We start from the raw sequence: 22,867 nt of genomic DNA, 5'->3' as shown, positions 1-22,867 counted from the left end.
CCGACGAGCCTGAGATCCGATCCACTGCTGCCAAGCCCCCATCTCAGGACTCGTCGACCCCTTTCACGGATTGAGGCATGTATGGGTATCGCAGCCAGTGAATTGTGTCGCTATGTGATCCGGCCAACGCTGACGTACCTCGGCCAGCAGAGCCCAACGGCTGAGTCACTGCTGCTGGGCATCGCGGCCAGCCAGTCGGAATTGGGTTCTGCCTTACACGATCGACGCGGCCATGGCCTGTACAGCATCACCGAACCTCGCCATCGCGCCTTGTGGGATAACTACCTGGCGCTCGACCCCGAGCGCGCCAGCCTGGTACGCGGGCTCGCCAGCCAACATGCCTTCCTCAGCGCGCCCCAGCTGGAACTCACCGTAAACCTGCGTTACGCCACGGCCATCGCTTGGCTGCTGGTCGAACAGCACAGCCCCGCCCTGCCACCACCCGGTGATGTTTTAGCCATGGCGCGTATCTGGAAAGAAATATTTCATCCTCAAGGAAGGCTGCGGGATTTCACCCAAGCCTGGCAAACCTGTGTTTCCCCCTTGAATCACGTGGCCTGCTGACCGGGCAATTTGCAAGATTCGCCAAAAAAGCAGAATTCTGGTCGGATTGTCCTACAAAACCGCTCTATCTCCTACATTACAGCCTATAGCGCGATGTTAATTTTATTGATACTTTCCGCAGCGGTGATCACCCCGGAGTTCTAATAATGAAAAAAGTAATGCTCAAGACCACACTTAGCCTCGCCGTTGCCATGGCATCCTCCCAACTGTTCGCAAGCGGTTTCGCACTGAACGAACAGAGCGTCAGCGGGATGGGTACGGGTTTCGCAGGTCGCTCCTCTTCTGCCGATGATGCAAGCACTGTCTACGGTAACCCGGCCGGTATGTCCCGCCTGAATGGCCAGCAAATCACCGGCGGTGTTGCTGCCATTGATGCGTCGACCGACATCAGCAATACCGGTGGCAACTCTCGCGGTACCAACAAAGGCGATATGGTTCCGTTCACCGCAGTGCCATTCGGTTTCTACACCAACAAACTCAACGATCAGTGGGCTATCGGCTTCGGTGTATACGCACCGTTCGGCCTGGTGACCGACTATGAAAACGGCTTCCAGGGTCGCGGCTTCGGCAGCAAGAGCGAAGTGAAGGTCATGACCTTCCAGCCAACTGTCAGCTACGCGTTCAACGACCGTGTATCCATCGGTTTTGGCCCGACCATCAACCGGATTTCCGGTGTGCTCGAGTCGGACAAGACCCTCAGCCCGCTTGCTTCCGATACCAACGTCAAAATCAAGGGGGACGATACTGCCCTGGGTTTCAACATCGGCGTATTGGTCCAGGCCACCGACACCACACGCGTAGGCCTGACCTACCACTCGAAGGTCAAGTACAAGCTCGAAGGCCACACCACCGTCAGCGGCCCAGCGGCCACTCAGCCGTTCCTGCGTAACAACCGTTACGACGCCTCGCTGAAAATCGACACCCCAGAGTCCTACGACCTGTCCGTCACCCAAGACCTGACCGACGCCTGGAAACTCTATGGCGGTGCAACCTGGACGCGTTGGAGTCGCCTGAAAGAGATCACCGTCAACAACGAAGGCGTAACGGCCGCAGGCGGCTTACTGGCGCCAAGCCAACTAGGTTCCATCACCGAAGAACAAAATTGGCACGACACCTGGGCCTACGCCGTGGGTACCTCGTATCAGTTGACCAAGCAAGTCGTGCTGCGTACCGGCCTGACCTTCGACCAATCCCCGACCAACAACACCGATCGTTCGCCGCGCATCCCGACTGGCGACCGTACGATCTTCAGCGTGGGCCTGGGCTACAAAGTCATGGATAACATGACAGTCGACCTGGCGTATTCGTACCTGAAAGAAGAAGACGTCAAGATCAACCAGACTGCTGACGCCCCGTCGACAGCCAGTTACCGCGCCAAATACGAAAACAGTGCCAACGGTTTCGGCCTGGGCATGACCTACACCTTCTGATACAGACGGGTGTAAAAAAGCCCCGCACTCCTGCAAGGGAGGCGGGGCTTTTTAGTGCCCGATGATCAGGGTTTAGACGCTATCGCCTGCTCCACAGCCTTGATCAGGTCAGGGCTGTCCGGCTTGGTGAGGCTGGAGAAATCGGCAATCACCTTGCCCTGTCGGTCGACCACGTACTTGTAGAAATTCCACTTCGGCGCGTTGCTCTGCTGCGCCAATACCTTGAACAGGTGCACCGCGTCCGGCCCCTTGACCTTCTGCGGCTCGGTCATGGTGAAGGTCACGCCGTAATTCACGTAGCAGACCTTGGCGGTTTCTTCGCCGGTCTTGGCTTCCTGCTTGAAGTCATCGGATGGCACGCCGATCACCTCCAACCCTTCATCCTTGTAGCGCTGATAAAGTGCTTCGAGGCCTTTGAATTGCGGCGCGAACCCGCAAAAGCTCGCCGTGTTGACGATAACCAAGGGCTTACCGGCAAAACGTTGGCACAGGTCGATGGATTCCTTGGCGCGCAGCTTGGGCAATTGGCCCTCCAGCAACGGCGGGCAATCGGCAGCCAACGCCACACCGCCAAAAGCAGCCATCAGCACGGGTACAGCAAGCCAGCGCATCTGCATGTCGAAACATCCTTTAAAAAGTTCAGGGATCGAACTTAACAGATCGACATACCCAGTTGCATCAACGCCAGGCCACCGCGCTGCCAGCCCCACCAGGCCAGGGCCAGCAATAGCGCTATCGCTGCTGCCCCGCCGAACCAATACCAGGTCGCACTCATGTCGCCTCCATCTGCGCCTGCAATCGCGCCACCGGCCGCTCACGCACCGGCCAATTCAGGGCTGCGGCGAGCACACTCAACAGGATCGCCACTTGCCAGATCAAATCGTAGTTACCGGTTCGATCATAGACCACCCCGCCCAACCAGCCGCCAAGGAACGAGCCGAGCTGGTGGAAAAGGAACACGATCCCACCCAGCATGGACAGGTTTCGTACCCCAAACAACGTGGCGACCGTGCCGTTGGTCAGCGGTACCGTGGACAACCACAGGAAGCCCATTGCCATGCCGAACAGGTAGGCCGTGACCTCGGTCACCGGCGCCCACAGGAATAGTATGATCACCACCGCGCGCAGCAGGTACAACCCGGTCAACAAGCGCGGCTTGGACATGCGCCCGCCGAGCCAGCCGGCGGTGTAGGTGCCGAAGATATTGAACAGCCCGATCAACGCCAACACCGTGGTGCCGACCGTGGCAGGCAAGTGCTGGTCCACCAGGTAAGCTGGCAGGTGCACACCAATAAACACCACCTGGAAGCCACAGACGAAAAAGCCGAAGGCCAGCAGCCAGAACCCGGAGTGGGAGCAGGCTTCCTTCAAGGCTTCACGCAGGGTTTGCTGGCCAGCCATCACCGGCAGCGGGCGGTCCTTGAGCATGCTCACCAGCGGCAGGATCAGCGCCACCATCAAGCCCAACACCAGCAAGGCTGCCGACCAACCCAGCCAGCTGATCAAGCCCAAGGTACCCGGCACCATGGCGAACTGGCCAAACGAACCGGCGGCGCTGGCAATGCCCATGGCCATGCTGCGCTTTTCGGGCGCCACGGCGCGGCCAACCACACCCAGAATCACCGAGAACGATGTACCCGACAGGCCGATACCGATCAGCAGGCCCGCACTCAAGGACAACGACCACGCCGAATCCGACATGCCCATCAACACCAGGCCTGCGGCGTACAACACCCCGCCGACAAACACCGCCTTGGTGGCGCCGAACCGGTCGGCCAGGGCACCGGTAAACGGCTGCGCCAGGCCCCAGATCAGGTTCTGCAAGGCGATGGCAAAGGCAAAGGTCTCACGGCCCCAGCCGAATTCGCTGCTCATCGGCGCCAGGAACAGGCCGAAACCGTGCCGCACGCCCAAGGACAACGCCAGGATCAGCGCACTCCCTAAAAGGATCCAACCGCTGGTGCGCCACATCGACGTCATTTCTTATTCTCCGCTCACGGGTATATACCCGCTTGTGTTCGAACAAACCCGCGTTCAGGCGAGTTCATCCAGCAAGGCCAACAGGGTTTCGCGTTTTTCCGCGCCGAGTTGATCGATCAATTTCTGTTGCGCCGCCTCCCAGGCGGGTAACGCTGCGGCCAGGCGCTCTTCACCGGCTGCGGTCAACAGCACCAGGCGGTTGCGCAGGTCATCGCCCTCCACCATCTGCACCAGGCCCTCACCTTCCAACACCCGCAGGTTGCGCCCCAAGGTGCTGCGATCCAGGCCCATGGCGTCGGCCAGGCTGGAAATGCTCGGTTGATCGAGGCGCTGCAGGTTGCACAGCAAGGAATACTGGGCGACGTTGATCCCGAAGCCGTCAAGGGCGCCGTCGTAATGCCTGCTGACGCCCCGGGCGGCACGTCGCAGGTTGGTGCATAAACATTGGGAGGCAAGCATGGAACGTGTATATACCCGCGATTAAGGAAATGCAAGAAAGTGTTACAACGCCAAACCGACCAGAACAGCGACCTCCAACAGCTCCAGCAGCGCGCCAGCGGTGTCGCCGGTGGTGCCGCCGAGACGATTGACCATCAGTTGACGCAATCCCATGAAACACACAGCCGCGAGCAGCACGGCGAGCCCCCCGCTGAAACCGCCGATCAGGATGCAGGCCAGGCCACTGAGGATCAGCACCTGTTGACCGACGATGCGCGGTAAATGATCCGACAGCGCTTGGCCCAACCCACCCGCTCGCACATAACGCGTGGTCAGGAACAACCCCAGCATCGACGCCCGCCCGATCAACGGCGCGAGAATCAACGCCACACCGTTGCGTTGTTCGATCAAGGCCACCAGCGCGGTGAACTTGAGCAGCAACACCAGGCCCAGGGTGACCACGGCAATCGGCCCGCTACGCGGGTCTTTCATGATGCTGAGGGTGCGCTCGCGGTCGCCGAAGCCACCCAGCCAGGCATCGGCAGTGTCCGCCAGGCCATCGAGGTGCAGGCCGCCGCTGAGCAACACCCAGGCCGTCAGCAGCAGCGCGGCGTGCAACAACAGCGGTGATCCGGTCAATAGTGTGTTCAGGCCCCACAGCAGCACGCCGAACAGCAACCCGACCACGGGATAAAACAGCAACGAGCGCCCCAGCTCCTGCGGTTGCGGCATACCCGGCAGGCGAATCGGCAAACTGCTCAGGAACTGCACGGCGATCCAGAACGGCAGCATGCTCAGATTCCTTCCTTCAACACGCCATCGGCGGCGACTTGCAGGTTGAACAACCCGCCATGACCGACTTCGACATTCAGCAACTGCTCACGGGGCAGCCCCCGAGCCTGGGCCAACAGCAAACGCATCACCCCTCCGTGGCTGATCAACAGCACACGCTCACCGGCATACGCCTTATGCAGGCGTAGGACGGCGCCCAAAACCCGCTGGGAAAACTCGCTGACCGGTTCGCCCTCGGGCGGCGTGAAGCTATACGGATCGGCCCAGAACCGGCCCAAACCTTCGGAGTCGGTCTCCATCAGCGCCGCCGCACTCTGCCCTTCCCATGCACCGAAGTGCAGTTCTTGCAGATCCTTTTCCAGGCTCACCGGCAGATGCAGCCGCGCACCCAACTCATCCGCGAAGCGCGCGCAGCGTTGCAGCGGCGAGCTGATCAGCCGATCCCAAGGCCCCTGCGCCACCACGGCGGCGCGCATCTGTTCCCAGCCCTTGGCAGTCAATGCATCGTCCAGGCTGCCGCGCAGGCCACCCCCCAGTTCGGTTTCGCCATGGCGCAGCAGGTCCAGGTGCAAGGTCATGCCGGACGGTCTGCCACGGCCGCTTCGGCAAACGTCGCCATCTGCCCGTGCAGCGCACAGGCCAGGCGCAGCAACGGCACCGCCAACGCAGCGCCACTGCCCTCGCCCAGGCGCAGGCCCAGTTCCAGCAACGGCTGTGCGTCGAGGCTATGCAAGACATGGCGATGGCCAGGCTCCGCGCCGCGATGACCGAACAGCAGCCAGTCGCGGCACGCCGGGTTCAAGCGCGTGGCGACCAGCGCAGCGACGGTGCAGATAAACCCATCCACCAACACCACAATGCCTTCCTGGGCGCAGGCCAGATAAGCGCCCACCAAGGCAGCGATTTCAAATCCACCGAGATTGCACAGGGTTTGCAGCGCATCCCCGCGCTGCGCGGCATGCAAGGCCAGCGCGCGCTCGATTACCGTCACCTTGTGACTGACGCCCTCGGCATTCAACCCCGTGCCCGGACCTGTCAGGTCGGTCACCTGGCAATCGAGCAAGGCGCAGGCCAGCGCACTGGCAGCGGTGGTGTTGCCAATGCCCATCTCACCGCCGACAAACAACTGCGCACCGCTTTCACGGGCGCGCAGCACACTGTCGCGACCCGCCTGCAATGCCAATCGGCCCTGGGCGCCGGTCATTGCCGAGCCCTTGACGAAATTGGCGGTGCCCGCGCCGAGATTCAGGTGACGGACGCCAGGCAGGCTCAGCGAAGGGCTCACCGTGCCGAGGTCGACCACTTCCAACTGCGCATCCAGTTGCCGCGCCAATACGCTGATGGCCGCGCCACCGGTGACAAAGTTATGCAGCATCTGCCCGGTCACTTCCTGGGGAAACGCCGATACACCCTCGGCAACCACACCATGGTCACCGGCAAAGATGGCAATCCACAGCTGATCCACCGACGGTTTGACCTGGCCCTGCAAGCCGGCCAATTGCACCGCCAGCGCTTCCAGCTGGCCCAGGGAACCGGCCGGTTTGGTCAATTGCTGCTGGCGCGCCAGGGCTTGTTCGTACGCCGAGGCGTCAATGGCCTTACAAGGGTTGAGCCACCAGGTGTCAGTCATAACGCAGTACCTTTCAACGTCAGGGGCAGGCCGGCAACCGTCAGGACAACACGCTGACACCGCTCGGCCAAGGCTTGATGCAGCCAACCGGCTTCATCCACATAGCGGCGAGTCAATTCGCCCAGCGGCACGACACCCAGACCGGTCTCGTTGCTGACAAAAATAATTTCACCCGGCAGCACGGCCAGGGTTTCCAGCAATTGATCGCGCTCAAACGCCAGGCGCTGCGCGTCTTCGAGCATCAGCAGATTGGTCAGCCACAGGGTCAGGCAATCCACCAGCAGGCAACGACCGGGCGCGGCGTTTTCGCGTAGCACCCGTGCCAGCTCGACAGGTTCTTCGATCAAACCCCAGTGATCAGGACGACGCTCACGATGCAAGGCAACGCGGGCATTCATCTCGCCGTCAAGCGGCTGGCTGGTGGCGATATAGATGACGGGCAAAGCGCTGTCGCTGGCGAGCTTTTCGGCCAGACGGCTTTTACCGGAACGAGCGCCGCCTAAAATCAGTTGAAGCATGAGACACCCCCTACCCACCCACCATAAGTGGCCGTTACCGCAGGAATGGATATGTACACCGAAAGCCCCCTCCCACATTTGAACCGTGTGTACACCCTTAAACCCCACACAGATTGCGCAACAAATCGGTATCCAAATGGTTCTCCACTAAATCCGCCAACCGTTCGATATCGCGCTCGCGCAGGGCGTGGTAGTCCACCTCCTGCACAGCCTGCAACCCGGCCCAACGCAGCAACGCACTGCAGGCCGCCGGGGTCTCGAACAAGCCGTGCAGATACGTGCCGAGAATCTGCCCGTCAGCGCTTTGCGCGCCGTCACTGCGACCGTCCTCCAGCAGTACGGCGGCGTTCGACAGGGCAGCGCCGCACGTCACGCCCGCATGAATTTCATACCCGCTGACCTCGGCATCCTCCAGCAACAAACGCCCGCGAACATTACGCAGTTGCTTCTCTTCTTCCAGGGTGGTGCTGAACGCCAGCAGCCCCAGGCCGTCGCTGGAACCCGCTGGCCCTTCCAGCCCCAACGGGTCGTGCACCTGCTCACCGAGCATCTGCAAGCCGCCGCAAATCCCCAGCACCTTGCCGCCGTAGCGCAAGTGCCGCGCCACGGCGGTGTCCCAGCCATTGGCACGCAGGTAGGCGAGGTCGCTGCGCACGCTTTTCGAGCCGGGCAGGATGATCAGGTCGGCGGCCGGAATCGGCTGGCCCGGCCCGATGAACTGCAAGTCCACTTGGGGATGCAGGCGCAGCGGATCAAAATCCGTATGGTTGCTGATGCGCGGCAACACCGGCACAACTACCTTGAGCACCTGCGCCGCCTTGTCGGTTTGGCGCCGGTCGATGCCGTCCTCGGCTTCCAGGTGCAGGTCCATCACGTAGGGCAATACGCCGACCACCGGTTTGCCGGTGCGTGCTTGCAACCAATCCAGGCCGGGTTGCAGCAGTGCAATGTCGCCGCGAAAACGGTTGATGATGAAACCTTTGACCCGCGCCTGTTCGCTGGGCGAGAGCAATTCCAGGGTGCCGACCAGATGGGCGAACACCCCGCCGCGATTGATGTCGGCAATCAGCAGCACCGGGCAATCCACCGCTTCGGCGAAACCCATGTTGGCGATGTCGTTGGCGCGCAGGTTGATCTCGGCCGGGGAGCCTGCGCCTTCCACCATCACCACCGGGTAGGCTTCGCTCAACCGCGCGTGGGAAGCCAGCACTGCCTGCATCGCGATGGCTTTGTAGTCGTGATAGGCCACCGCGTTCATGCTGGTCACGGCGCGGCCATGGATGATCACCTGGGAGCCGGTGTCGCTGTTGGGCTTGAGCAGAACCGGGTTCATATCGGTATGGGGCGCCAGGTTGGCCGCCTGGGCCTGCACCGCCTGGGCCCGGCCGATCTCGCCGCCCTCGGCCGTCACCGCACTGTTAAGCGCCATGTTCTGTGGTTTGAACGGCACCACGGCAATGCCCTGGCGTACCAGCCAACGGCACAACGCGGTCACCAGGGTACTTTTGCCGGCATCGGAGGTGGTGCCTTGCACCATCAGCGTACTCATGAGGCGTCCTTGTAGGCTGCCAGCGCTTCGTCAAGGCGCAGCCAATCGGCCTCGGTGTCGGGCAGGCCAAACCGGACGCTGCTGTTGTGCACAAACAGGCGCAGCAAGATGCCGCGTTGCGCCATGAATTCGTGCATGCGCTCGGCGTGCGGGGTGATCAACCATTGGAACAACGCGCAGCCGCCCTGGGGTTGAAAGCCACGGCGTTCGAGCATTTCAAACAAACGCTGGGCGGCCTCGGTGCAGCGTGCCCGCTGCCGTGCATGGCCGGCGGTATCGCGCAGGCACACTTGGCCCAGCACCCGCGTCGGCCCGCTGACGGCCCACGGCCCGACCTGTTCGGCCAGCAGTTTGAGCAGCCTGCGTTCGGCCAGCACAAAGCCCAGGCGCACCCCGGCCAGGCCGAAAAACTTGCCGAACGAACGCAGCACAATCAGGCCGACCTGATGGGCCTGGTTCGCCAGGCTCAACTGCGGGGTGACATCCATGAATGCTTCGTCCACCACCAGCCAGCCGCCGCGCTGGGCCAGCCTTGTGTGCCAGTCCAGCAGGCGCTGCGGGGTCAGGCTCAGTCCGGTGGGGTTATTGGGATTGACCACCACCAGCACGTCGAGGCCGTCGAGGAAGAAGTCGACTTCCTGCTCCTGCACTTCACGCACCACGTAACCAGCGCGACGCCAGGCCTCGGCGTGCTCGGCGTAGCACGGCGACAGCACGCCGACCTTGCCGGCACGGCGCAGGCGCGGCAGCAACTGGATCGCTGCCTGGGAGCCGGCCACCGGCAGGAGATGGGCAGCGCCGTAATACTCGCTGGCCGCTTGTTCCAGGCCGTCGTCGGATTCCGGCAAGCGCGCCCAGGCCCGCAGCGGAATCTCCGGGATCGGCCAGGGCCAGGGCGCGAGGCCGCTGGAAAGGTCGAGCCAATCGGCCTCGGCAATCCCGTACTGAATCGCCGCCTTGCGCAGCCGGCCACCGTGTTCAAGCATAAAATTGCCCCCCCACGCATAGAATCAGCAACCACAACCATACGCCGCGCTGCACCAGCTGCCAGCCGCGGTCGATGGAATCGGCATCCGCCGCCGGGCCTTCGCCCAACTGCGGACGATGATGCACCTCGCCGTGGTAAATCGCGGCGCCACCCAGCTCAACGCCCAACGCGCCAGCGCCGGATGCCATCACCGGCCCGGCATTGGGGCTGTCCCAAGTCGGCCCCTGGGTGCGCCAGCATTTGAGGGCCAGGCGGGTTTTGCCCAGCACGGCGTAGGTCAAAGCCACCAGGCGTGCAGGAATATAGTTGAGTACATCGTCGATCTTGGCCGCGGCCCACCCGAAGCGCTCGAAGCGTTCATTGCGATAGCCCCACATGGCGTCGAGGGTGTTGCTCAGGCGGTAGAGCACTACGCCTGGCACACCGGCGACGACAAACCAGAACAGCGCGGCAAACACCGCATCGCTGCCGTTTTCCAGCACCGATTCGGTGGCGGCGCGGGCGACTTCGGTGCGGTCCAGTTCGCTGGTCTGGCGGCTGACCAGGTAGCTCACCCGTGTGCGGGCCGCGTCGAGGTCATCGCTGCGCAGGGCCTGGGCCACCGGGATCACATGCTCGCCGAGGCTGCGCATGCCGAGGGCGCAGTACAACGCGAGGATCTCCAGAACCCAGCCGATATACGGCGCCCACGACAACGCGGTGGCCAGCAGGGTCAACGGCACCACGGCGATAAACCACGCGGTCACGCCATGGCTGCGCCAGCCACGGCCACCGCTGTTGAAACGCTGCTCGATGCGCCCGGCAAAATTGCCGAACGCCACCAGCGGATGCCAGCGCCTGGGCTCGCCCAGCAGCGCATCCAGCGCCACCGCAGCGACACACAGCAAGGCCACACTCATTGACTCACTCCCCACACATTCTCATACAACATGTCACTCAACGGCCGAGGCTCGGTCCAGCCTTCGAGCTGCAACATCGGTGCCGGGTAAAATTCCGTCACCGGCCCCAGGCACAAGACCGCCAGGGGTTTCGCACCGGGCGGCAGGCCCAGCAGGTCGGCCAGGGCCTGGGGTTCGAACAGCGAGACCCAGCCCATGCCCAGCCCCTCGACCCGCGCGGCCAGCCACAGGTTCTGGATCGCACAGGACAGCGACGCCAGGTCCATCTCCGGCAGGGTACGCCGCCCGAAGATGTGGCGCTCGCGATCATCCATCAACGCCGCCACCAGCACTTCGGCGCAGTCGTGGATACCTTCGACCTTGAGCTTCATGAACGCGTCGGAGCGCTCGCCCAACGCCTCGGCGGTGCGCACGCGCTCTTCTTCCACCAACTGTTGAATCTGGCTTCGCAACGCGCGGTCGCTGATGCGGATAAACCGCCAAGGCTGCATCAGGCCGACGCTGGGGGCCTGGTGCGCGGCCTGGAGCAGGCGATGCAGCAATTCGGGGGCGACCATGCCGCCGCTGAAGTGACGCATGTCGCGGCGTTCGGCGATGGCGCGGTAGACGGCGTCGCGGTCGGCCTGGGGGAAAGCGTTGTCGGTCATGGCCCTATTGGGGGCAAGCCCCCTCCCACAGTGGATAGGGTTTCAGCTCGGTCCGGCGCAAACAAGGCGGCTACCGCCGTCGGATTCGACGGGAAATAGAAGTGCACGTAAGAGGCGGTCATCCGCCCCTGTCGGAAGACCGCTTCGGCACCGCGCCCGCCGTTCGGGCTGAGGCCACGGGCAATCGGCTGGCACTCGGTGCTGGTCAGGGAATGATGATACGTGTGCCCGCGCAGCACGCCTTCCGGCAGTTCGACGCTTTGCAGGGCCAGGGCGGCCAGTTTCTTTTGCATCACCGCATCGCCTTGCAGCAGGCCGACCAGTTCGGCGCGGATGCCGTCGACATCGGTGAGCGAATCCAGCAGGTAGAGCATGCCGCCGCACTCAGCGAGCAAGGGCTTGCCGGCGGCATGGTGGTTACGAATAGCTTCAAGCATCGGGGTGTTTTCCGACAGCGCCTGGTGATGAAGTTCCGGGTAACCGCCGGGTAAATAGAGGCTGTCAGCCTCGGGCAGCTGGCGATCATGGATCGGCGAGAAAAACGTCAGTTCGGCCCCCATCGCTCGCAGCAGGTCAAGGCTGGCGCCATAGGTAAAGGCGAAGGCTTCGTCACGGGCCACCGCAATGCGTACACCGGCCAGCAACGGCTCGGCCGCGATCACTTCCGGCGCGGCGAAGGTCACCGGTGGCGGCAATGCGACTTCACAGCTGCTGCCCAATGCCTGGGCGGCGGCGTCCAGGCGCACGTCGAGATCGTTCAGTTCGCTGGCTTGCACCAGGCCCAAATGGCGGCTGGGCAGTTCGATCCCGGTTTCGCGGGACAGTGCGCCATACCAGCGCAGGCCTTCGGTCAGGCTGCCTTCCAGCAGTTGCGCATGGCGCAGGGTACCGACGCGGTTGGCCAGCACCCCGGCGAATGGCAGGTCCGACTGATAGCGCGCCAGGCCTAGGGCCAGGGCGCCAAAGGTCTGGGCCATGGCGGTGCCGTCGATTACTGCGAGCACCGGCACGCCGAAGTGCCGCGCCAGGTCGGCGCTGGACGGTGTGCCATCGAACAGACCCATCACGCCTTCGATCAGGATCAGGTCGGCCTCGCCCGCCGCTTCCCACAGCAGGCGACGACTTTCCTGCTCGCCCACCATCCACATGTCCAACTGATACACCGGCGCACCGCTGGCACGCTCGTGGATCATCGGGTCCAAGAAGTCCGGGCCGCATTTGAACACGCGCACCTTGCGCCCCAGGTTGCGGTGCAAACGGGCCAGCGCGGCGGTGACGGTGGTTTTGCCCTGGCCGGACGCCGGTGCGGCGATCAGGACGGCCGGGCAATGACGGGGCTGATTCAAAGTTCGACGCCCTTCTGTGCCTTGATACCGGCCTGGAACGCGTGCTTGAGCATGCCCATTTCGGTGACGGTGTCGCCCATTTCGATCAATTCAGGCTTGGCGCCACGGCCGGTGACCACCACGTGTTGCATCGGCGGACGGGCCTGCAGGTCGCTCAGAACCTGATCGAGGTCCAGGTAGCCATGCTTGAGGGCGATGTTCAGCTCATCCAGCACCACCAGGCCGATGGTGGGGTCTTGCAGCAGTTCACGGGAGACGGCCCAGGCGGCTTCGGCGGCGGCGATATCGCGTTGGCGGTCCTGGGTCTCCCAGGTGAAGCCTTCGCCCATCACGTGGAAACGCACCTGTTCGGGGAAGCGACGGAAGAACAACTCCTCACCGGTGCTGTTGCGCCCCTTGATGAACTGCACCACACCACACTGCATGCCGTGGCCCATGGCGCGCGCGAGCATGCCGAATGCGGAGCTGCTCTTGCCTTTGCCGTTGCCGGTCAGCACCAGCAGCAAGCCGCACTCATTGGGGGAATTGGCGATGCGCTCGTCGATCACGGCTTTTTTGCGCAGCATGCGCGCCAGGTGGCGTTCGTCGCGGTCGGGGGTATCGGTCATGGCAGCTCTCCGTTGGGGCTGGACAAAAACGGCAGGCAGGAAAAAACAGACAGCCAAGCATCGCCCACCGTGATGCTGTTGGATGATCCAGGCCGGTCTCCGGGCTCATGAGTGGCGCGCTTGCTCATCTACAGAGCGAACACGCCGACGGCGCGCCTTCCCATATCGCGGGCGATACAGTGGCAAAAGGCACCGTCTTGACTCATTTACCGTTGCGGGGGCAGCGCCGGAATCGCGGCAGCACTGTGTACAAGTGCGCTCGCTCACCGGCTTCCCTGTTTCACTCGGTCGACCCATGGGTCACAGAGCACCTGGAACAAGCCGCGAAGGTTAGTGGGTTGGGGGTGGAGCGTCAATTAAAGCTGGCCTTGCACTTGAACCATCGCACCAGCGCCCTCCTCTACCCTTACAGGTATCAAGGAGAACACCATGCATAAAACCAGACTCGCCCTACTCATCATGCTCGCCGGCACCCTCGCGGCCTGCGGTGAAAGCTCCACCCTGCAGGTGTCCGACGGCACCGGGCCATCGCCCAAGCTACCGGAGCCAAACAACACGCTGATTCCCACCGTGAACATTGCCCCGGCAATCGGCTGGCCAGAGGGCGTGAAGCCGACCGCAGCGGCCGGCACCCAAGTGGCGGCGTTCGCCGAAGGCCTGGACCACCCGCGCTGGCTGTATGTGCTGCCCAACGGCGATGTGCTGGTGGCAGAAACCAATGCGCCGCCGAAACCGGATGATTCCACGGGCATTCGCGGCTGGGTCATGGAGAAGGTCATGGGCCGCGCCGGCGCCGGGGTGCCAAGCCCGAACCGCATCACCCTGTTGCGCGATGCCGATCACGATGGCGTCGCCGAGACCCGCACGGTGTTCCTGGAAAACCTCAACTCGCCCTTCGGCATGACACTGGTCGGCAATGACCTGTACGTGGCCGATTCGGACAAGCTGTTGCGCTTCCCCTATCAAGCGGGCGAAACCGCGATCAAGGCACCTGGCACCAAGGTGGTCGACCTGCCGGGCGGCCCCCTGAATCACCACTGGACCAAGAACGTGATCGCCAGCAAGGACGGCAGCAAGTTGTACGTGAGCGTTGGCTCCAACAGCAACGTCGGTGAGAACGGTCTTGAAGCGGAACAGGGCCGCGCGGCTATCTGGGAAGTGGATCGCGCCAGCGGCCAGCACCGCATTTTCGCTTCCGGCCTGCGCAACCCTAACGGCATGGCCTGGGAACCCCAGAGCGGCAAGCTATGGACAGCGGTAAACGAGCGCGATGAGATCGGCAGCGACCTGGTGCCGGACTACATCACCTCGGTCAAGGATGGCGGGTTCTATGGCTGGCCCTTCAGCTATTACGGCCAGCATGTGGATGTGCGCGTCACACCGCAGAACCTGGACCTGGTCGCCAAGGCAATTGCGCCGGACTATGCAGTAGGGCCGCACACGGCGTCTTTGGGCCTGACGTTCGCCGAGGGCAGCAAACTCCCGGTGCCGTTCAGCAACGGCGCATTCATCGGCCAGCATGGCTCGTGGAATCGCAAGCCACACAGTGGCTACAAGGTGATCTTCGTGCCATTCGAGGGTGGCCAGCCTAAAGGTCAGCCGGTGGATGTGCTGACCGGGTTCCTCGACAAAGATGAGAAAGCCATGGGTCGGCCGGTGGGCGTGGTGATTGATCAGCAGGGGGATTTGCTAGTGGCGGATGATGTGGGGAATAAGGTGTGGCGGGTGTCGGCGGCTAAATAAACGCCCCTAGAAGCAACACAAACCCAATGTGGGAGGTGGCTTGCTCCCTCCCACATTGAGCTTGGTGTTTGACTCAGGGATTACGTGCCAGATTTGCTGGCAACACACGCTTGGCGCTCAGATAAGCATTCTGCCAATACGCCTTGGACAAGGTATCCAGCTTCACCGTACCGCCGGTTTGCGGCGCATGGACAAAGCGGCCTTCGCCCACATAGATCCCGGCGTGGCTGACCTGGGAACCGCCACCGGTGGCGAAGAACAGCAAATCGCCGGTCTGCAGGTTCTGCTCGCTGACATCCTGGGCGCGCATCACGATCAGTTCGCGGGTAGTGCGCGGCAGGGAGATGCCGGCGGCGTCGCGGAAGACAAAGCCGATCAGGCCGCTGCAATCAAAACCCGAGTCCGGCGTGTTGCCGCCCCAACGGTAAGGCGTGCCGACCAGGCCCAGCGCACGAAAGAGCACGTCTTCGGCCGCAGGCGAGAAATTCTGGGTGGAATAGTTGAATACCGGCTTGGGCTTGACCGCAACGGGAGCAGGCGGCGGCCGGCTGGCGCAGGCGCTGATCAGCGCGGCGCAGAGAATAAGGAGCAGGCGGGCTGTGGTCGACATGTGCAGAACAATCCTGGTCTGGATGCGGCTATCGCTGCCGAACGCTGAAAACCAGAACGCGCAAGCAAAGCTCGCGCGAACGGATTACAACAATGTCCAGGGATTCTAGCGCTTACACGTCAAACTTCAAGTATCACTTTAAGTTTACTTACTGGCGGTAACCGTAGTCGGGGCCATGGCGAGTGCGCGCTTGGCTTCGATGAAGGTTTTGCTCCAGTAACTGTCGCCAAGGCTGTCGACTCGAACACCGCCACTGCGACGGCTGCTGGAGTGGATAAACTGGTTATCGCCCAGGTAGATACCGGCGTGGCTTACGCGACCACGGCCTGCTGTACTGAAGAAAAGCAGATCACCGGGCTTGAGGTTATTGCGCGCGACCAACGGTGCTTTCACGTTGATCATTTCGCGAGTGGAGCGTGGCAGGTTCATGCCAGCTTCTTCACGAAACAGGTAGCCGATAAAACCGCTGCAGTCGAAACCGGCCTCAGAGGTACCGCCGAAACGGTAACGGGTACCGATCAGGGACATGCCGCGTTCGAGGATGCTGTCGGCCAGAACTGGAAGCTGGTAAGGCTTGTTGCCGGAAAAATCGGCCAGTTCCTTTTCGGTTGCTTGCTCTTCTTTATAAAGCGTTTCTTCATAAACAGAAGCAGATTGTGCAGCAACGAATTTTGCCTGGGACTGTTGTTGAGTTTTTTGCTGCTCAACCACCTGTTGAGGGTGGGAGGCGCAACCAAACAACAGGGTAACGAGTGCGAGGGGCACGAGGGGTGCGAAGCGATTTAGCATGGGCACGACCGTGGCTGGTATGTAAAGAAGTCGAGACTATGCCTTCTATCACATCGATTTGCAAATTCAATCGTGATCTATGTGACTTCGCGATTGGACTATGACATCTAAGCCGTAATTCCATTTATCGGTTCAAATGCGTAGCCAACGTGGCTTAAACGCAGGATTTCTGGCGCCTGTAAATTGCCGAAGCCCGTAGATTCAACCAGTTACCAGCCCAAAGTTTCTTTGAGAAAAGGGATCGTCAATTTTCGTTGAGCCTGCAAAGAGGCCTGATCGAGCTGTTCGAGCAAATCGAACAACGCGCTCATGCTGCGGGTGCCACGGGTGAGGATAAAGTGCCCGACTTCATCGGTGAGGTGCAGGCCGCGACGGGATGCGCGCAATTGCAGGGCGCGCAATTTGTCTTCGTCGGACAGCGGGCGCATCTGGAAGATCAGCGCCAGGGTCAGGCGCGACTTGAGGTCGGCCAGCTTCACCGGCAACTCGCGTGGCGAGGTAGAGGCAGCAATCAACAAGCGCCGGCCGCTGTCACGCAAGCGGTTGAACAGATGGAACAGCGCCTCTTCCCAATCCGCCTTGCCGGCCACCGCCTGCAGATCGTCCAGGCACACCAGTTCGTATTGCTCAAGGTTGTCGAAGATCCCGATGCCCCGATCCATCAACTCGGCCAGGGGCAGGTAGACCGCCGGCTCGCCCATCTGCTCGAAACGCAGGCACGCAGCCTGCAACAGGTGGGTACGCCCCACGCCGTGCTTGCCCCACAGATAGATCAGGCTTTCGGTCCACCCGGCGTCGGCTTCGCAGAGCCGCTCGACATAGCCGAGTGCAGCGGCATTGGCGCCTGGGTAGTAATTGATAAAGGTAGCGTCATCACGCAGACGCACACCTAAGGGCAGCTGAATCGGTTTCATGCTGACTGAACGGCTCCCATCGAACCGTTAGTGGCCTCTGTGTAAAGTTTGCAAAGTTTATACCCGTGACGCCGGGCGCACAATGCAGCAGACCACAAGCAAAATCAAAGGTTTGCGTTAACTCGCCGGTTTTAAGCGGATTGTTTGACGCCGTAGCCCCATAAACAACAAACCCGGCCGAAGCCGGGTTTATGACGCAGCGGTTACAGCTCGGGGCCTTCGACCCCCGTATAGGCGTCGGAATCCTTGTACAAATCGTGCATGTGGCGCACCAGCACCATGATCACCGCCGCCACCGGCAGGGCCAGCAGGATACCGGTAAAGCCGAACAGCTCGCCGCCCGCCAGGATCGCAAAGATCACCGCCACCGGGTGCATGCCAATCCGGTCCCCCACCAGCAACGGCGTGAGCACCATGCCCTCTAAGGCCTGGCCGACCATGAACACCGCGACAATCCCCAGCATCGGGTACAGGTCGCCGCCAAACTGGAACAACCCGGCCACCAACGCCGCGCCGATACCGATCACAAAACCCATATACGGCACGATAGCGGCAAGGCCGGCAATCAGGCCGATCAACAGGCCCAGCTCCAGGCCGATGGCCATCAAGCCTGCCGCGTAGATGACCCCCAGTGCCAGCATCACCAGCAACTGCCCGCGCACAAAGGCGCCAAGCACCTCATGGCACTCGCCGGCCAGGGCCACGATGCGCTCTTCGCGGCTGCGTGGTAGCAGGCTGCGGATCTTGGCCATCATGATGTCCCAATCGCGCAGCAGGTAGAACGCCACCACCGGGATCAGCACCAGGTTGGTCAGCCAGCCGATCAGCGCCAGGCTGGAGGCGGTCGCCTGACTGAGGATCACCCCCACAATATCGGTGGTCTGCCCCATGTGTTCGCTGATCGCCGCCTTGACCTTGTCGAACTTCCAGAAACCGTCCGCCAGCCCGAGCTTGGTTTGGGCCCACGGCATCGCCGTGTGCTGCAGCCAGTCGAGCATCTGCGGCGCCAGCTCATAGAGCCGAAACAGTTGCTTGGCCAGCATTGGCACCAGCACCAGCACCAGCGCGGTGATGATCAACGTGAACAACGCAAACACTGCAACCACACCCAAGGTCCGCGACAGACCGGCTTTTTCCAGGCGATCCACCACGGGATCGAACAGATAGGCGAGCAGCAACGCAACCAGGAACGGCGTCAGGATCGAATGCAGCAAGAACACAAAAACGCACAGCAGGACTATCCCGCCAAGCCACACCCAACGACGCGTATCCGCCATAAACCACTCCATTACTTGCTTCTATCTATATAGGAAGAACTTTTACCAGCGAAAACGCAGTTGCGCCTGAGGCTCCGGGGCGGCGACCGGTTGCGTACCTTCGATGACCGGTTGCTGAGTTGGGGCCTCACCCGAAGGCACCTCCTGCAATTTGGCCAGGCTCAACTGGGTACGCAACTGATCGGCGCTGCCGTTGACCCGGTACACAATACGATTGCCATCCACCCATTGCGGCTGACCGCCAAACGGCTCAAGCAGGTGCCCCAACGCCGCGTACCGCTCCAGGTTCATGCCCTGCACTTCCAGCAATTGTTCGGTACTCACACCGGGCTTGACCGCAAAGCGCGGCGCCAGTTTTTGGCTGACCGCCAGCATGACCGCATCGGCCAGCGCGCCAGTGTCAGCGCCTTGCTCGGTGCCCTGCTCGCTCTTGTCGCCCAGCCATAGTCGCCATTTGGCCTGCCATTGATTGCCTTCCTGGCGTGCATGCACGGCAAGCAAGGCGTCGGCACCGTAGCGCTCGGACGCGGCACGCAACGGTGTGGCGTCGGCACTTTCCAGATTCGGCGCCGTGGCGACGACCTGCTCATCCAGATCCCCCAGCGGCAGGCGCAACGGCAAGCCACGGTGTTGTGCCGCACGGCGCAACGCCTGGGCGACAGCCTGACCATCGCCGACCAGGCTGCTGCCTTCGGTGGAGTCGTTCAGCCACCAGCCGAGGATCGATGGCCGGTTGCTGCCCCAGATCGACAGGCCGGCGTCACGCAAGGCGCGATCAGTGCTGACCGGATCGAAGTCCACTTGCAAGCTCTCGGGCGGGCCGGCGTCGTAACCGTATTGAGTGATGATTTGCTGCGGATCCTTGCGAATCGCCGCCAGGCCCGGGCCTTCGGCGGCCTTGGCATCGCCGGTGAGGCGGATGACCAGGGTCTGCACCGCACGCTGAGTGGCCTGGTCGCGCTCCTGCGGGGACTGGCTGCTGACCGGTTCAAGTACTTGATAAAGGCCATTGAGGGTTTCGGCATGACTCGCCAGGCTGATCAACGACAAGCAGCCTACAAAAAAGACATTACACAGACGCATGGAAGATTCCCGAACGACAAATTTAGCGGCTGGAACAGACCGCGTGAAATCGGCATAGCCAGGCTGTGACCACAGCGACAACTAAAACATTCACGGGGTCCCGGTAAGTTTTCGCCATGTCATTAACGACAGCGGTTTAAAGGCTATACCTTAATACGTGCCTGAACAGACCCGATTAGCATTTTTTTAACCTGCTTTTTTAAATCTATGTGCCCTGCCCGTCGGCCCGAGGATGGCCGCTGCCCCTCAAGCCTGATAAAATCGCGCGCCTTCGCAGACCGTCAACGGCTGGGCCTTTTACCAAAAGCGCCTGCCCGCTCGGTCGTTACCCCTGAATCCCCCCTAAAGGCCTGGATCATGAGCAAGCAACCCTCCCTGAGCTACAAGGACGCCGGTGTAGACATCGACGCCGGTGAAGCATTGGTCGAACGCATCAAGAGCGTTGCCAAGCGCACTGCGCGCCCCGAAGTCATGGGCGGCCTGGGCGGTTTTGGCGCCCTCTGCGAGATCCCGGCCGGCTACAAGCAGCCTGTATTGGTTTCCGGCACCGACGGTGTGGGCACCAAGCTGCGCCTGGCACTGAACCTGAACAAGCACGACAGCATCGGCATCGACCTGGTGGCCATGTGCGTCAACGACCTGGTGGTATGCGGTGCCGAGCCGTTGTTCTTCCTCGACTACTATGCCACCGGCAAGCTGAACGTCGAGACCGCCACCCAGGTGGTGACCGGCATCGGCGCCGGCTGCGAACTGTCGGGTTGCTCCCTGGTCGGCGGCGAAACCGCTGAAATGCCAGGTATGTACGAAGGCGAAGACTACGACCTGGCCGGCTTCTGCGTCGGCGTCGTGGAAAAAGCCGAGATCATCGACGGCTCCAAAGTGGCTGCCGGTGACGCCCTGCTCGCCCTGCCATCGTCCGGCCCGCACTCCAACGGCTACTCGCTGATCCGCAAGATCATCGAAGTGTCCGGCGCCGACATCGAGAACATCCAACTCGACGGCAAACCGCTGACCGACCTGCTGATGGCGCCGACCCGCATCTACGTCAAGCCGCTGCTCAAGCTGATCAAGGACACCGGCGCCGTCAAGGCCATGGCCCACATCACCGGTGGCGGCCTGCTGGACAACATCCCGCGCGTACTGCCAAAAGGCGCCCAGGCGATCGTCGACGTGGCCAGCTGGCAGCGTCCTGCGGTATTCGACTGGCTGCAAGAGAAAGGCAACGTCAACGAAACCGAAATGCACCGCGTGCTGAACTGCGGCGTGGGCATGGTCATCTGCGTGGCGCAAGAACACGTTGAAACCGCGCTGAACGTTCTGCGTGAAGCCGGCGAGCAGCCTTGGGTCATCGGCCAGATCGCCACCGCCGCCGAAGGCGCGGCTCAGGTTGAACTGAAGAACCTCAAGGCGCATTGATGTCCCAGACCTGTGATGTCGTGGTGCTGCTCTCCGGCACCGGCAGTAACTTGCAGGCCCTGATCGACAGCACGCGCACCGGCGACAGCCCGGTGCGCATCGCTGCGGTGATCTCCAACCGCAGCGACGCCTACGGCCTGCAACGCGCCAGGGACGCGGGTATCGAAACCCGCTCGCTGGATCACAAGGCTTTCGAAGGCCGCGAGGCCTTCGACAGCGCCCTGGTCGACCTGATCGACGCCTTCAACCCCAAACTCGTGGTACTGGCCGGTTTCATGCGCATCCTCAGCGCTGATTTCGTGCGCCACTATGAAGGGCGCCTGCTGAATATCCACCCGTCCCTGCTGCCCAAATACAAAGGCATGCACACGCACCAGCGCGCGCTGGATGCCGGTGACAGCGAGCATGGCTGCAGCGTGCACTTCGTCACCGAGGAACTCGATGGCGGGCCTCTGGTCGTACAGGCAGTGGTTCCGGTAGAGTCTGACGACTCCGCGCAGACACTTGCGCAGCGGGTTCATACCCAGGAACACAGGATTTACCCGCTGGCTGTGCGCTGGTTTGCCGAGGGGCGGTTGATTCTTGGTGACCAGGGTGCATTATTGGACGGCCAGTTACTTGCGGCCAGCGGCCACTTGATTCGAACCTAGGAGATTTTATGCGTCGCGCCTTGCTCTTCGCTTTTGCGCTGTTCGCCTTGCCTGCCGTGCAAGCGGCAGATCTACACCCGTTCTCCGCCAGCTACACCGCCGACTGGAAACAGTTGCCCATGAGTGGTTCGGCAGAACGCAGCCTGACCAAGAACGGTGACGGCACCTGGACCTTGAACTTCAAGGCTTCCATGATGATCGCCAGCCTGACCGAAACCAGCGTGATCCTGTTTGATAAGGACACTCTGCAACCCAAGAGCTACACCTTCGAACGCGGCGGTTTGGGCAAGGCCAAAAAGATCAACCTGGACTTCGATCCGTCGACCAAAAAAGTAACGGGTTTTGAAAACAAAGACCCGGTCAACGTCCCTCTGCAAAGCGGCATGCTCGACAAATCGACGTACCAGTTGGCCCTGCAACGCGACGTCGCAGCGGGCAAGAAAAGCATGAGCTACAACGTGGTTGAAGGCACTGACGTCGACACCTACGACTTCCGCGTGATCGGCCCGGAAAAAGTCCAGACCAAGGTCGGCAGCATTGACGCGATCAAAGTTGAGCGCGTACGCGACCCGACTCAAAGCAAGCGCATCACCCAGATGTGGTTTGCCAAGGACCTGGGCGGCATTTTGGTAGCCCTGCGCCAGGTGGAAACCGACGGCAAGGAATACAACATCATGCTGCAGGACGGTACCGTTGACGGCAAGGCCATCAAGGGCAGCTGATTGGCTTGATGAGCTGAAAAGAGCCTCGCTGAATGCGGGGCTTTTTTTCGTCTGGGGGTTTTGGGTTCAAGTGTCTTCCGTCATCGGGAGCAAGCCCCCTCCCACATTTGAACTGCGAGCACTTTCCCCTGTGGGAGGGGGCTTGCTCCGGTACAAACCGGGGACATCGTTTACATTTCTAACCGGGGACATGGTTTACAGGCTAATACGCATGATCAGGAGGTAACTGATCATGCCCTGGAACCAAGAGTCCCCCATGAATCAAAGAATCAAG

At 61.8% G+C, this 22,867-nt stretch carries 25 protein-coding genes and 1 riboswitch; of the genes, 6 read left to right on the top strand and 19 right to left on the bottom strand.

Translation table 11 applies throughout. From position 1 onward, the window contains the following. Positions 1-81: 81 nt before the first annotated feature. Together HCF10_RS24450 and HCF10_RS24445 are read left to right on the top strand one after the other, a co-directional pair. Positions 82-564, top strand: a complete 483-nt coding sequence (locus HCF10_RS24450; RefSeq protein ID WP_065946840.1) for a hypothetical protein — start codon at positions 82-84, stop codon at positions 562-564. 146 nt (positions 565-710) lie between these two features. After that, positions 711-1,994: an OmpP1/FadL family transporter gene (locus HCF10_RS24445; protein WP_167656587.1), complete on the top strand. Its 1,284-nt coding sequence runs from the start codon at positions 711-713 to the stop codon at positions 1,992-1,994. 65 nt (positions 1,995-2,059) lie between these two features. On the opposite strand, the gene HCF10_RS24440 is transcribed toward HCF10_RS24445, so the two are convergent. The 14 genes from HCF10_RS24440 to cobO form a co-directional block, all read right to left on the bottom strand. Further along, complete coding sequence (locus HCF10_RS24440) at positions 2,060-2,611, bottom strand: glutathione peroxidase (protein ID WP_027603814.1); 552 nt, start codon at positions 2,609-2,611, stop codon at positions 2,060-2,062. A gap of 35 nt (positions 2,612-2,646) precedes the next feature. Beyond that, positions 2,647-2,769: a hypothetical protein gene (locus tag HCF10_RS31725; RefSeq protein ID WP_256663489.1), complete on the bottom strand. Its 123-nt coding sequence runs from the start codon at positions 2,767-2,769 to the stop codon at positions 2,647-2,649. Continuing rightward, a complete protein-coding gene (locus HCF10_RS24435; protein WP_167656616.1) occupies positions 2,766-3,965 on the bottom strand; it encodes an MFS transporter in 1,200 nt (399 codons plus the stop codon). The genes HCF10_RS31725 and HCF10_RS24435 overlap by 4 nt, the downstream gene beginning before the upstream one ends. A gap of 63 nt (positions 3,966-4,028) precedes the next feature. Continuing rightward, positions 4,029-4,433 (bottom strand): MarR family winged helix-turn-helix transcriptional regulator, encoded by a 405-nt coding sequence (locus tag HCF10_RS24430; RefSeq protein ID WP_090400092.1) that lies wholly within the window; start codon positions 4,431-4,433, stop codon positions 4,029-4,031. Between the two features lie 42 nt (positions 4,434-4,475). After that, positions 4,476-5,204, bottom strand: coding sequence for an adenosylcobinamide-GDP ribazoletransferase (locus HCF10_RS24425; protein ID WP_131698605.1), 729 nt, complete (start codon positions 5,202-5,204; stop codon positions 4,476-4,478). 2 nt (positions 5,205-5,206) lie between these two features. Beyond that, positions 5,207-5,782 (bottom strand): alpha-ribazole phosphatase family protein, encoded by a 576-nt coding sequence (gene cobC, locus HCF10_RS24420; RefSeq protein ID WP_167656586.1) that lies wholly within the window; start codon positions 5,780-5,782, stop codon positions 5,207-5,209. After that, a complete protein-coding gene (gene cobT / locus HCF10_RS24415) occupies positions 5,779-6,834 on the bottom strand; it encodes a nicotinate-nucleotide--dimethylbenzimidazole phosphoribosyltransferase (protein ID WP_167656585.1) in 1,056 nt (351 codons plus the stop codon). The genes cobC and cobT overlap by 4 nt, the downstream gene beginning before the upstream one ends. Continuing rightward, entirely contained in the window at positions 6,831-7,352 is a 522-nt protein-coding gene (gene cobU / locus HCF10_RS24410) for a bifunctional adenosylcobinamide kinase/adenosylcobinamide-phosphate guanylyltransferase (protein WP_131698608.1), read from the bottom strand. Before cobU ends, cobT begins: the two co-directional genes overlap by 4 nt. A gap of 97 nt (positions 7,353-7,449) precedes the next feature. Further along, positions 7,450-8,901, bottom strand: a complete 1,452-nt coding sequence (locus HCF10_RS24405) for a cobyric acid synthase (protein ID WP_167656584.1) — start codon at positions 8,899-8,901, stop codon at positions 7,450-7,452. Beyond that, the gene (cobD, locus tag HCF10_RS24400) at positions 8,898-9,887 is read right to left on the bottom strand and encodes a threonine-phosphate decarboxylase CobD (protein ID WP_167656583.1); all 990 of its coding nucleotides are present in this window, start codon (positions 9,885-9,887) and stop codon (positions 8,898-8,900) included. Before cobD ends, HCF10_RS24405 begins: the two co-directional genes overlap by 4 nt. Then, the gene (gene cbiB, locus HCF10_RS24395; protein WP_131698611.1) at positions 9,880-10,788 is read right to left on the bottom strand and encodes an adenosylcobinamide-phosphate synthase CbiB; all 909 of its coding nucleotides are present in this window, start codon (positions 10,786-10,788) and stop codon (positions 9,880-9,882) included. The genes cobD and cbiB overlap by 8 nt, the downstream gene beginning before the upstream one ends. Continuing rightward, entirely contained in the window at positions 10,785-11,435 is a 651-nt protein-coding gene (gene bluB, locus HCF10_RS24390) for a 5,6-dimethylbenzimidazole synthase (RefSeq protein WP_131698612.1), read from the bottom strand. Before bluB ends, cbiB begins: the two co-directional genes overlap by 4 nt. Beyond that, the gene (locus HCF10_RS24385) at positions 11,432-12,781 is read right to left on the bottom strand and encodes a cobyrinate a,c-diamide synthase (protein ID WP_167656582.1); all 1,350 of its coding nucleotides are present in this window, start codon (positions 12,779-12,781) and stop codon (positions 11,432-11,434) included. The genes bluB and HCF10_RS24385 overlap by 4 nt, the downstream gene beginning before the upstream one ends. Further along, positions 12,778-13,389 carry a cob(I)yrinic acid a,c-diamide adenosyltransferase gene (gene cobO, locus HCF10_RS24380; RefSeq protein WP_027603802.1) on the bottom strand — a complete coding sequence of 204 codons (612 nt, stop codon included), beginning with the start codon at positions 13,387-13,389 and terminating at the stop codon, positions 12,778-12,780. Before cobO ends, HCF10_RS24385 begins: the two co-directional genes overlap by 4 nt. A 73-nt stretch (positions 13,390-13,462) precedes the next feature. Then, positions 13,463-13,719, bottom strand: a riboswitch (cobalamin riboswitch). Positions 13,720-13,818: 99 nt separating this feature from the next. Here cobO and HCF10_RS24375 point away from each other — a divergent pair. After that, the gene (locus tag HCF10_RS24375; RefSeq protein WP_167656581.1) at positions 13,819-15,132 is read left to right on the top strand and encodes a PQQ-dependent sugar dehydrogenase; all 1,314 of its coding nucleotides are present in this window, start codon (positions 13,819-13,821) and stop codon (positions 15,130-15,132) included. A 73-nt stretch (positions 15,133-15,205) separates the two neighbouring features. Here the strand turns inward: HCF10_RS24375 and HCF10_RS24370 are convergent, their stop codons facing one another. The 5 genes from HCF10_RS24370 to HCF10_RS24350 all read right to left on the bottom strand — a co-directional run bounded on the left by HCF10_RS24370 (position 15,206) and on the right by HCF10_RS24350 (position 19,805). Beyond that, the gene (locus tag HCF10_RS24370) at positions 15,206-15,742 is read right to left on the bottom strand and encodes a C40 family peptidase (RefSeq protein ID WP_131698615.1); all 537 of its coding nucleotides are present in this window, start codon (positions 15,740-15,742) and stop codon (positions 15,206-15,208) included. A gap of 144 nt (positions 15,743-15,886) precedes the next feature. After that, positions 15,887-16,531: a C40 family peptidase gene (locus HCF10_RS24365; RefSeq protein ID WP_053133099.1), complete on the bottom strand. Its 645-nt coding sequence runs from the start codon at positions 16,529-16,531 to the stop codon at positions 15,887-15,889. 209 nt (positions 16,532-16,740) lie between these two features. Beyond that, the gene (gene hda, locus HCF10_RS24360; RefSeq protein WP_027603798.1) at positions 16,741-17,445 is read right to left on the bottom strand and encodes a DnaA regulatory inactivator Hda; all 705 of its coding nucleotides are present in this window, start codon (positions 17,443-17,445) and stop codon (positions 16,741-16,743) included. Between the two features lie 203 nt (positions 17,446-17,648). Beyond that, positions 17,649-18,722 (bottom strand): AI-2E family transporter, encoded by a 1,074-nt coding sequence (locus HCF10_RS24355; RefSeq protein WP_131698616.1) that lies wholly within the window; start codon positions 18,720-18,722, stop codon positions 17,649-17,651. Between the two features lie 42 nt (positions 18,723-18,764). Continuing rightward, positions 18,765-19,805, bottom strand: a complete 1,041-nt coding sequence (locus HCF10_RS24350) for a DUF2066 domain-containing protein (RefSeq protein ID WP_167656580.1) — start codon at positions 19,803-19,805, stop codon at positions 18,765-18,767. 357 nt (positions 19,806-20,162) lie between these two features. Between HCF10_RS24350 and purM the strand changes: the two genes are divergently transcribed. The 3 genes from purM to HCF10_RS24335 are packed head-to-tail and all read left to right on the top strand — an operon-like array spanning position 20,163 to position 22,593. After that, on the top strand, positions 20,163-21,221 hold the full coding sequence (purM, locus tag HCF10_RS24345) for a phosphoribosylformylglycinamidine cyclo-ligase (RefSeq protein ID WP_014719398.1): 1,059 nt from the start codon (positions 20,163-20,165) through the stop codon (positions 21,219-21,221). Continuing rightward, positions 21,221-21,871 (top strand): phosphoribosylglycinamide formyltransferase, encoded by a 651-nt coding sequence (gene purN, locus HCF10_RS24340; RefSeq protein WP_065909707.1) that lies wholly within the window; start codon positions 21,221-21,223, stop codon positions 21,869-21,871. Before purM ends, purN begins: the two co-directional genes overlap by 1 nt. Before the next feature lie 8 nt (positions 21,872-21,879). Continuing rightward, positions 21,880-22,593, top strand: coding sequence for a DUF3108 domain-containing protein (locus tag HCF10_RS24335; RefSeq protein WP_131698618.1), 714 nt, complete (start codon positions 21,880-21,882; stop codon positions 22,591-22,593). Positions 22,594-22,867: the final 274 nt, after the last annotated feature.

The sequence above is a fragment of the Pseudomonas sp. B14(2022) genome, assembly GCF_012030485.1.
Classification (GTDB): Bacteria; Pseudomonadota; Gammaproteobacteria; order Pseudomonadales; family Pseudomonadaceae; genus Aquipseudomonas.
The sequence above is the reverse complement of the archived record's forward strand: the minus strand, read 5'-3'. Positions and strand labels throughout refer to the sequence as shown.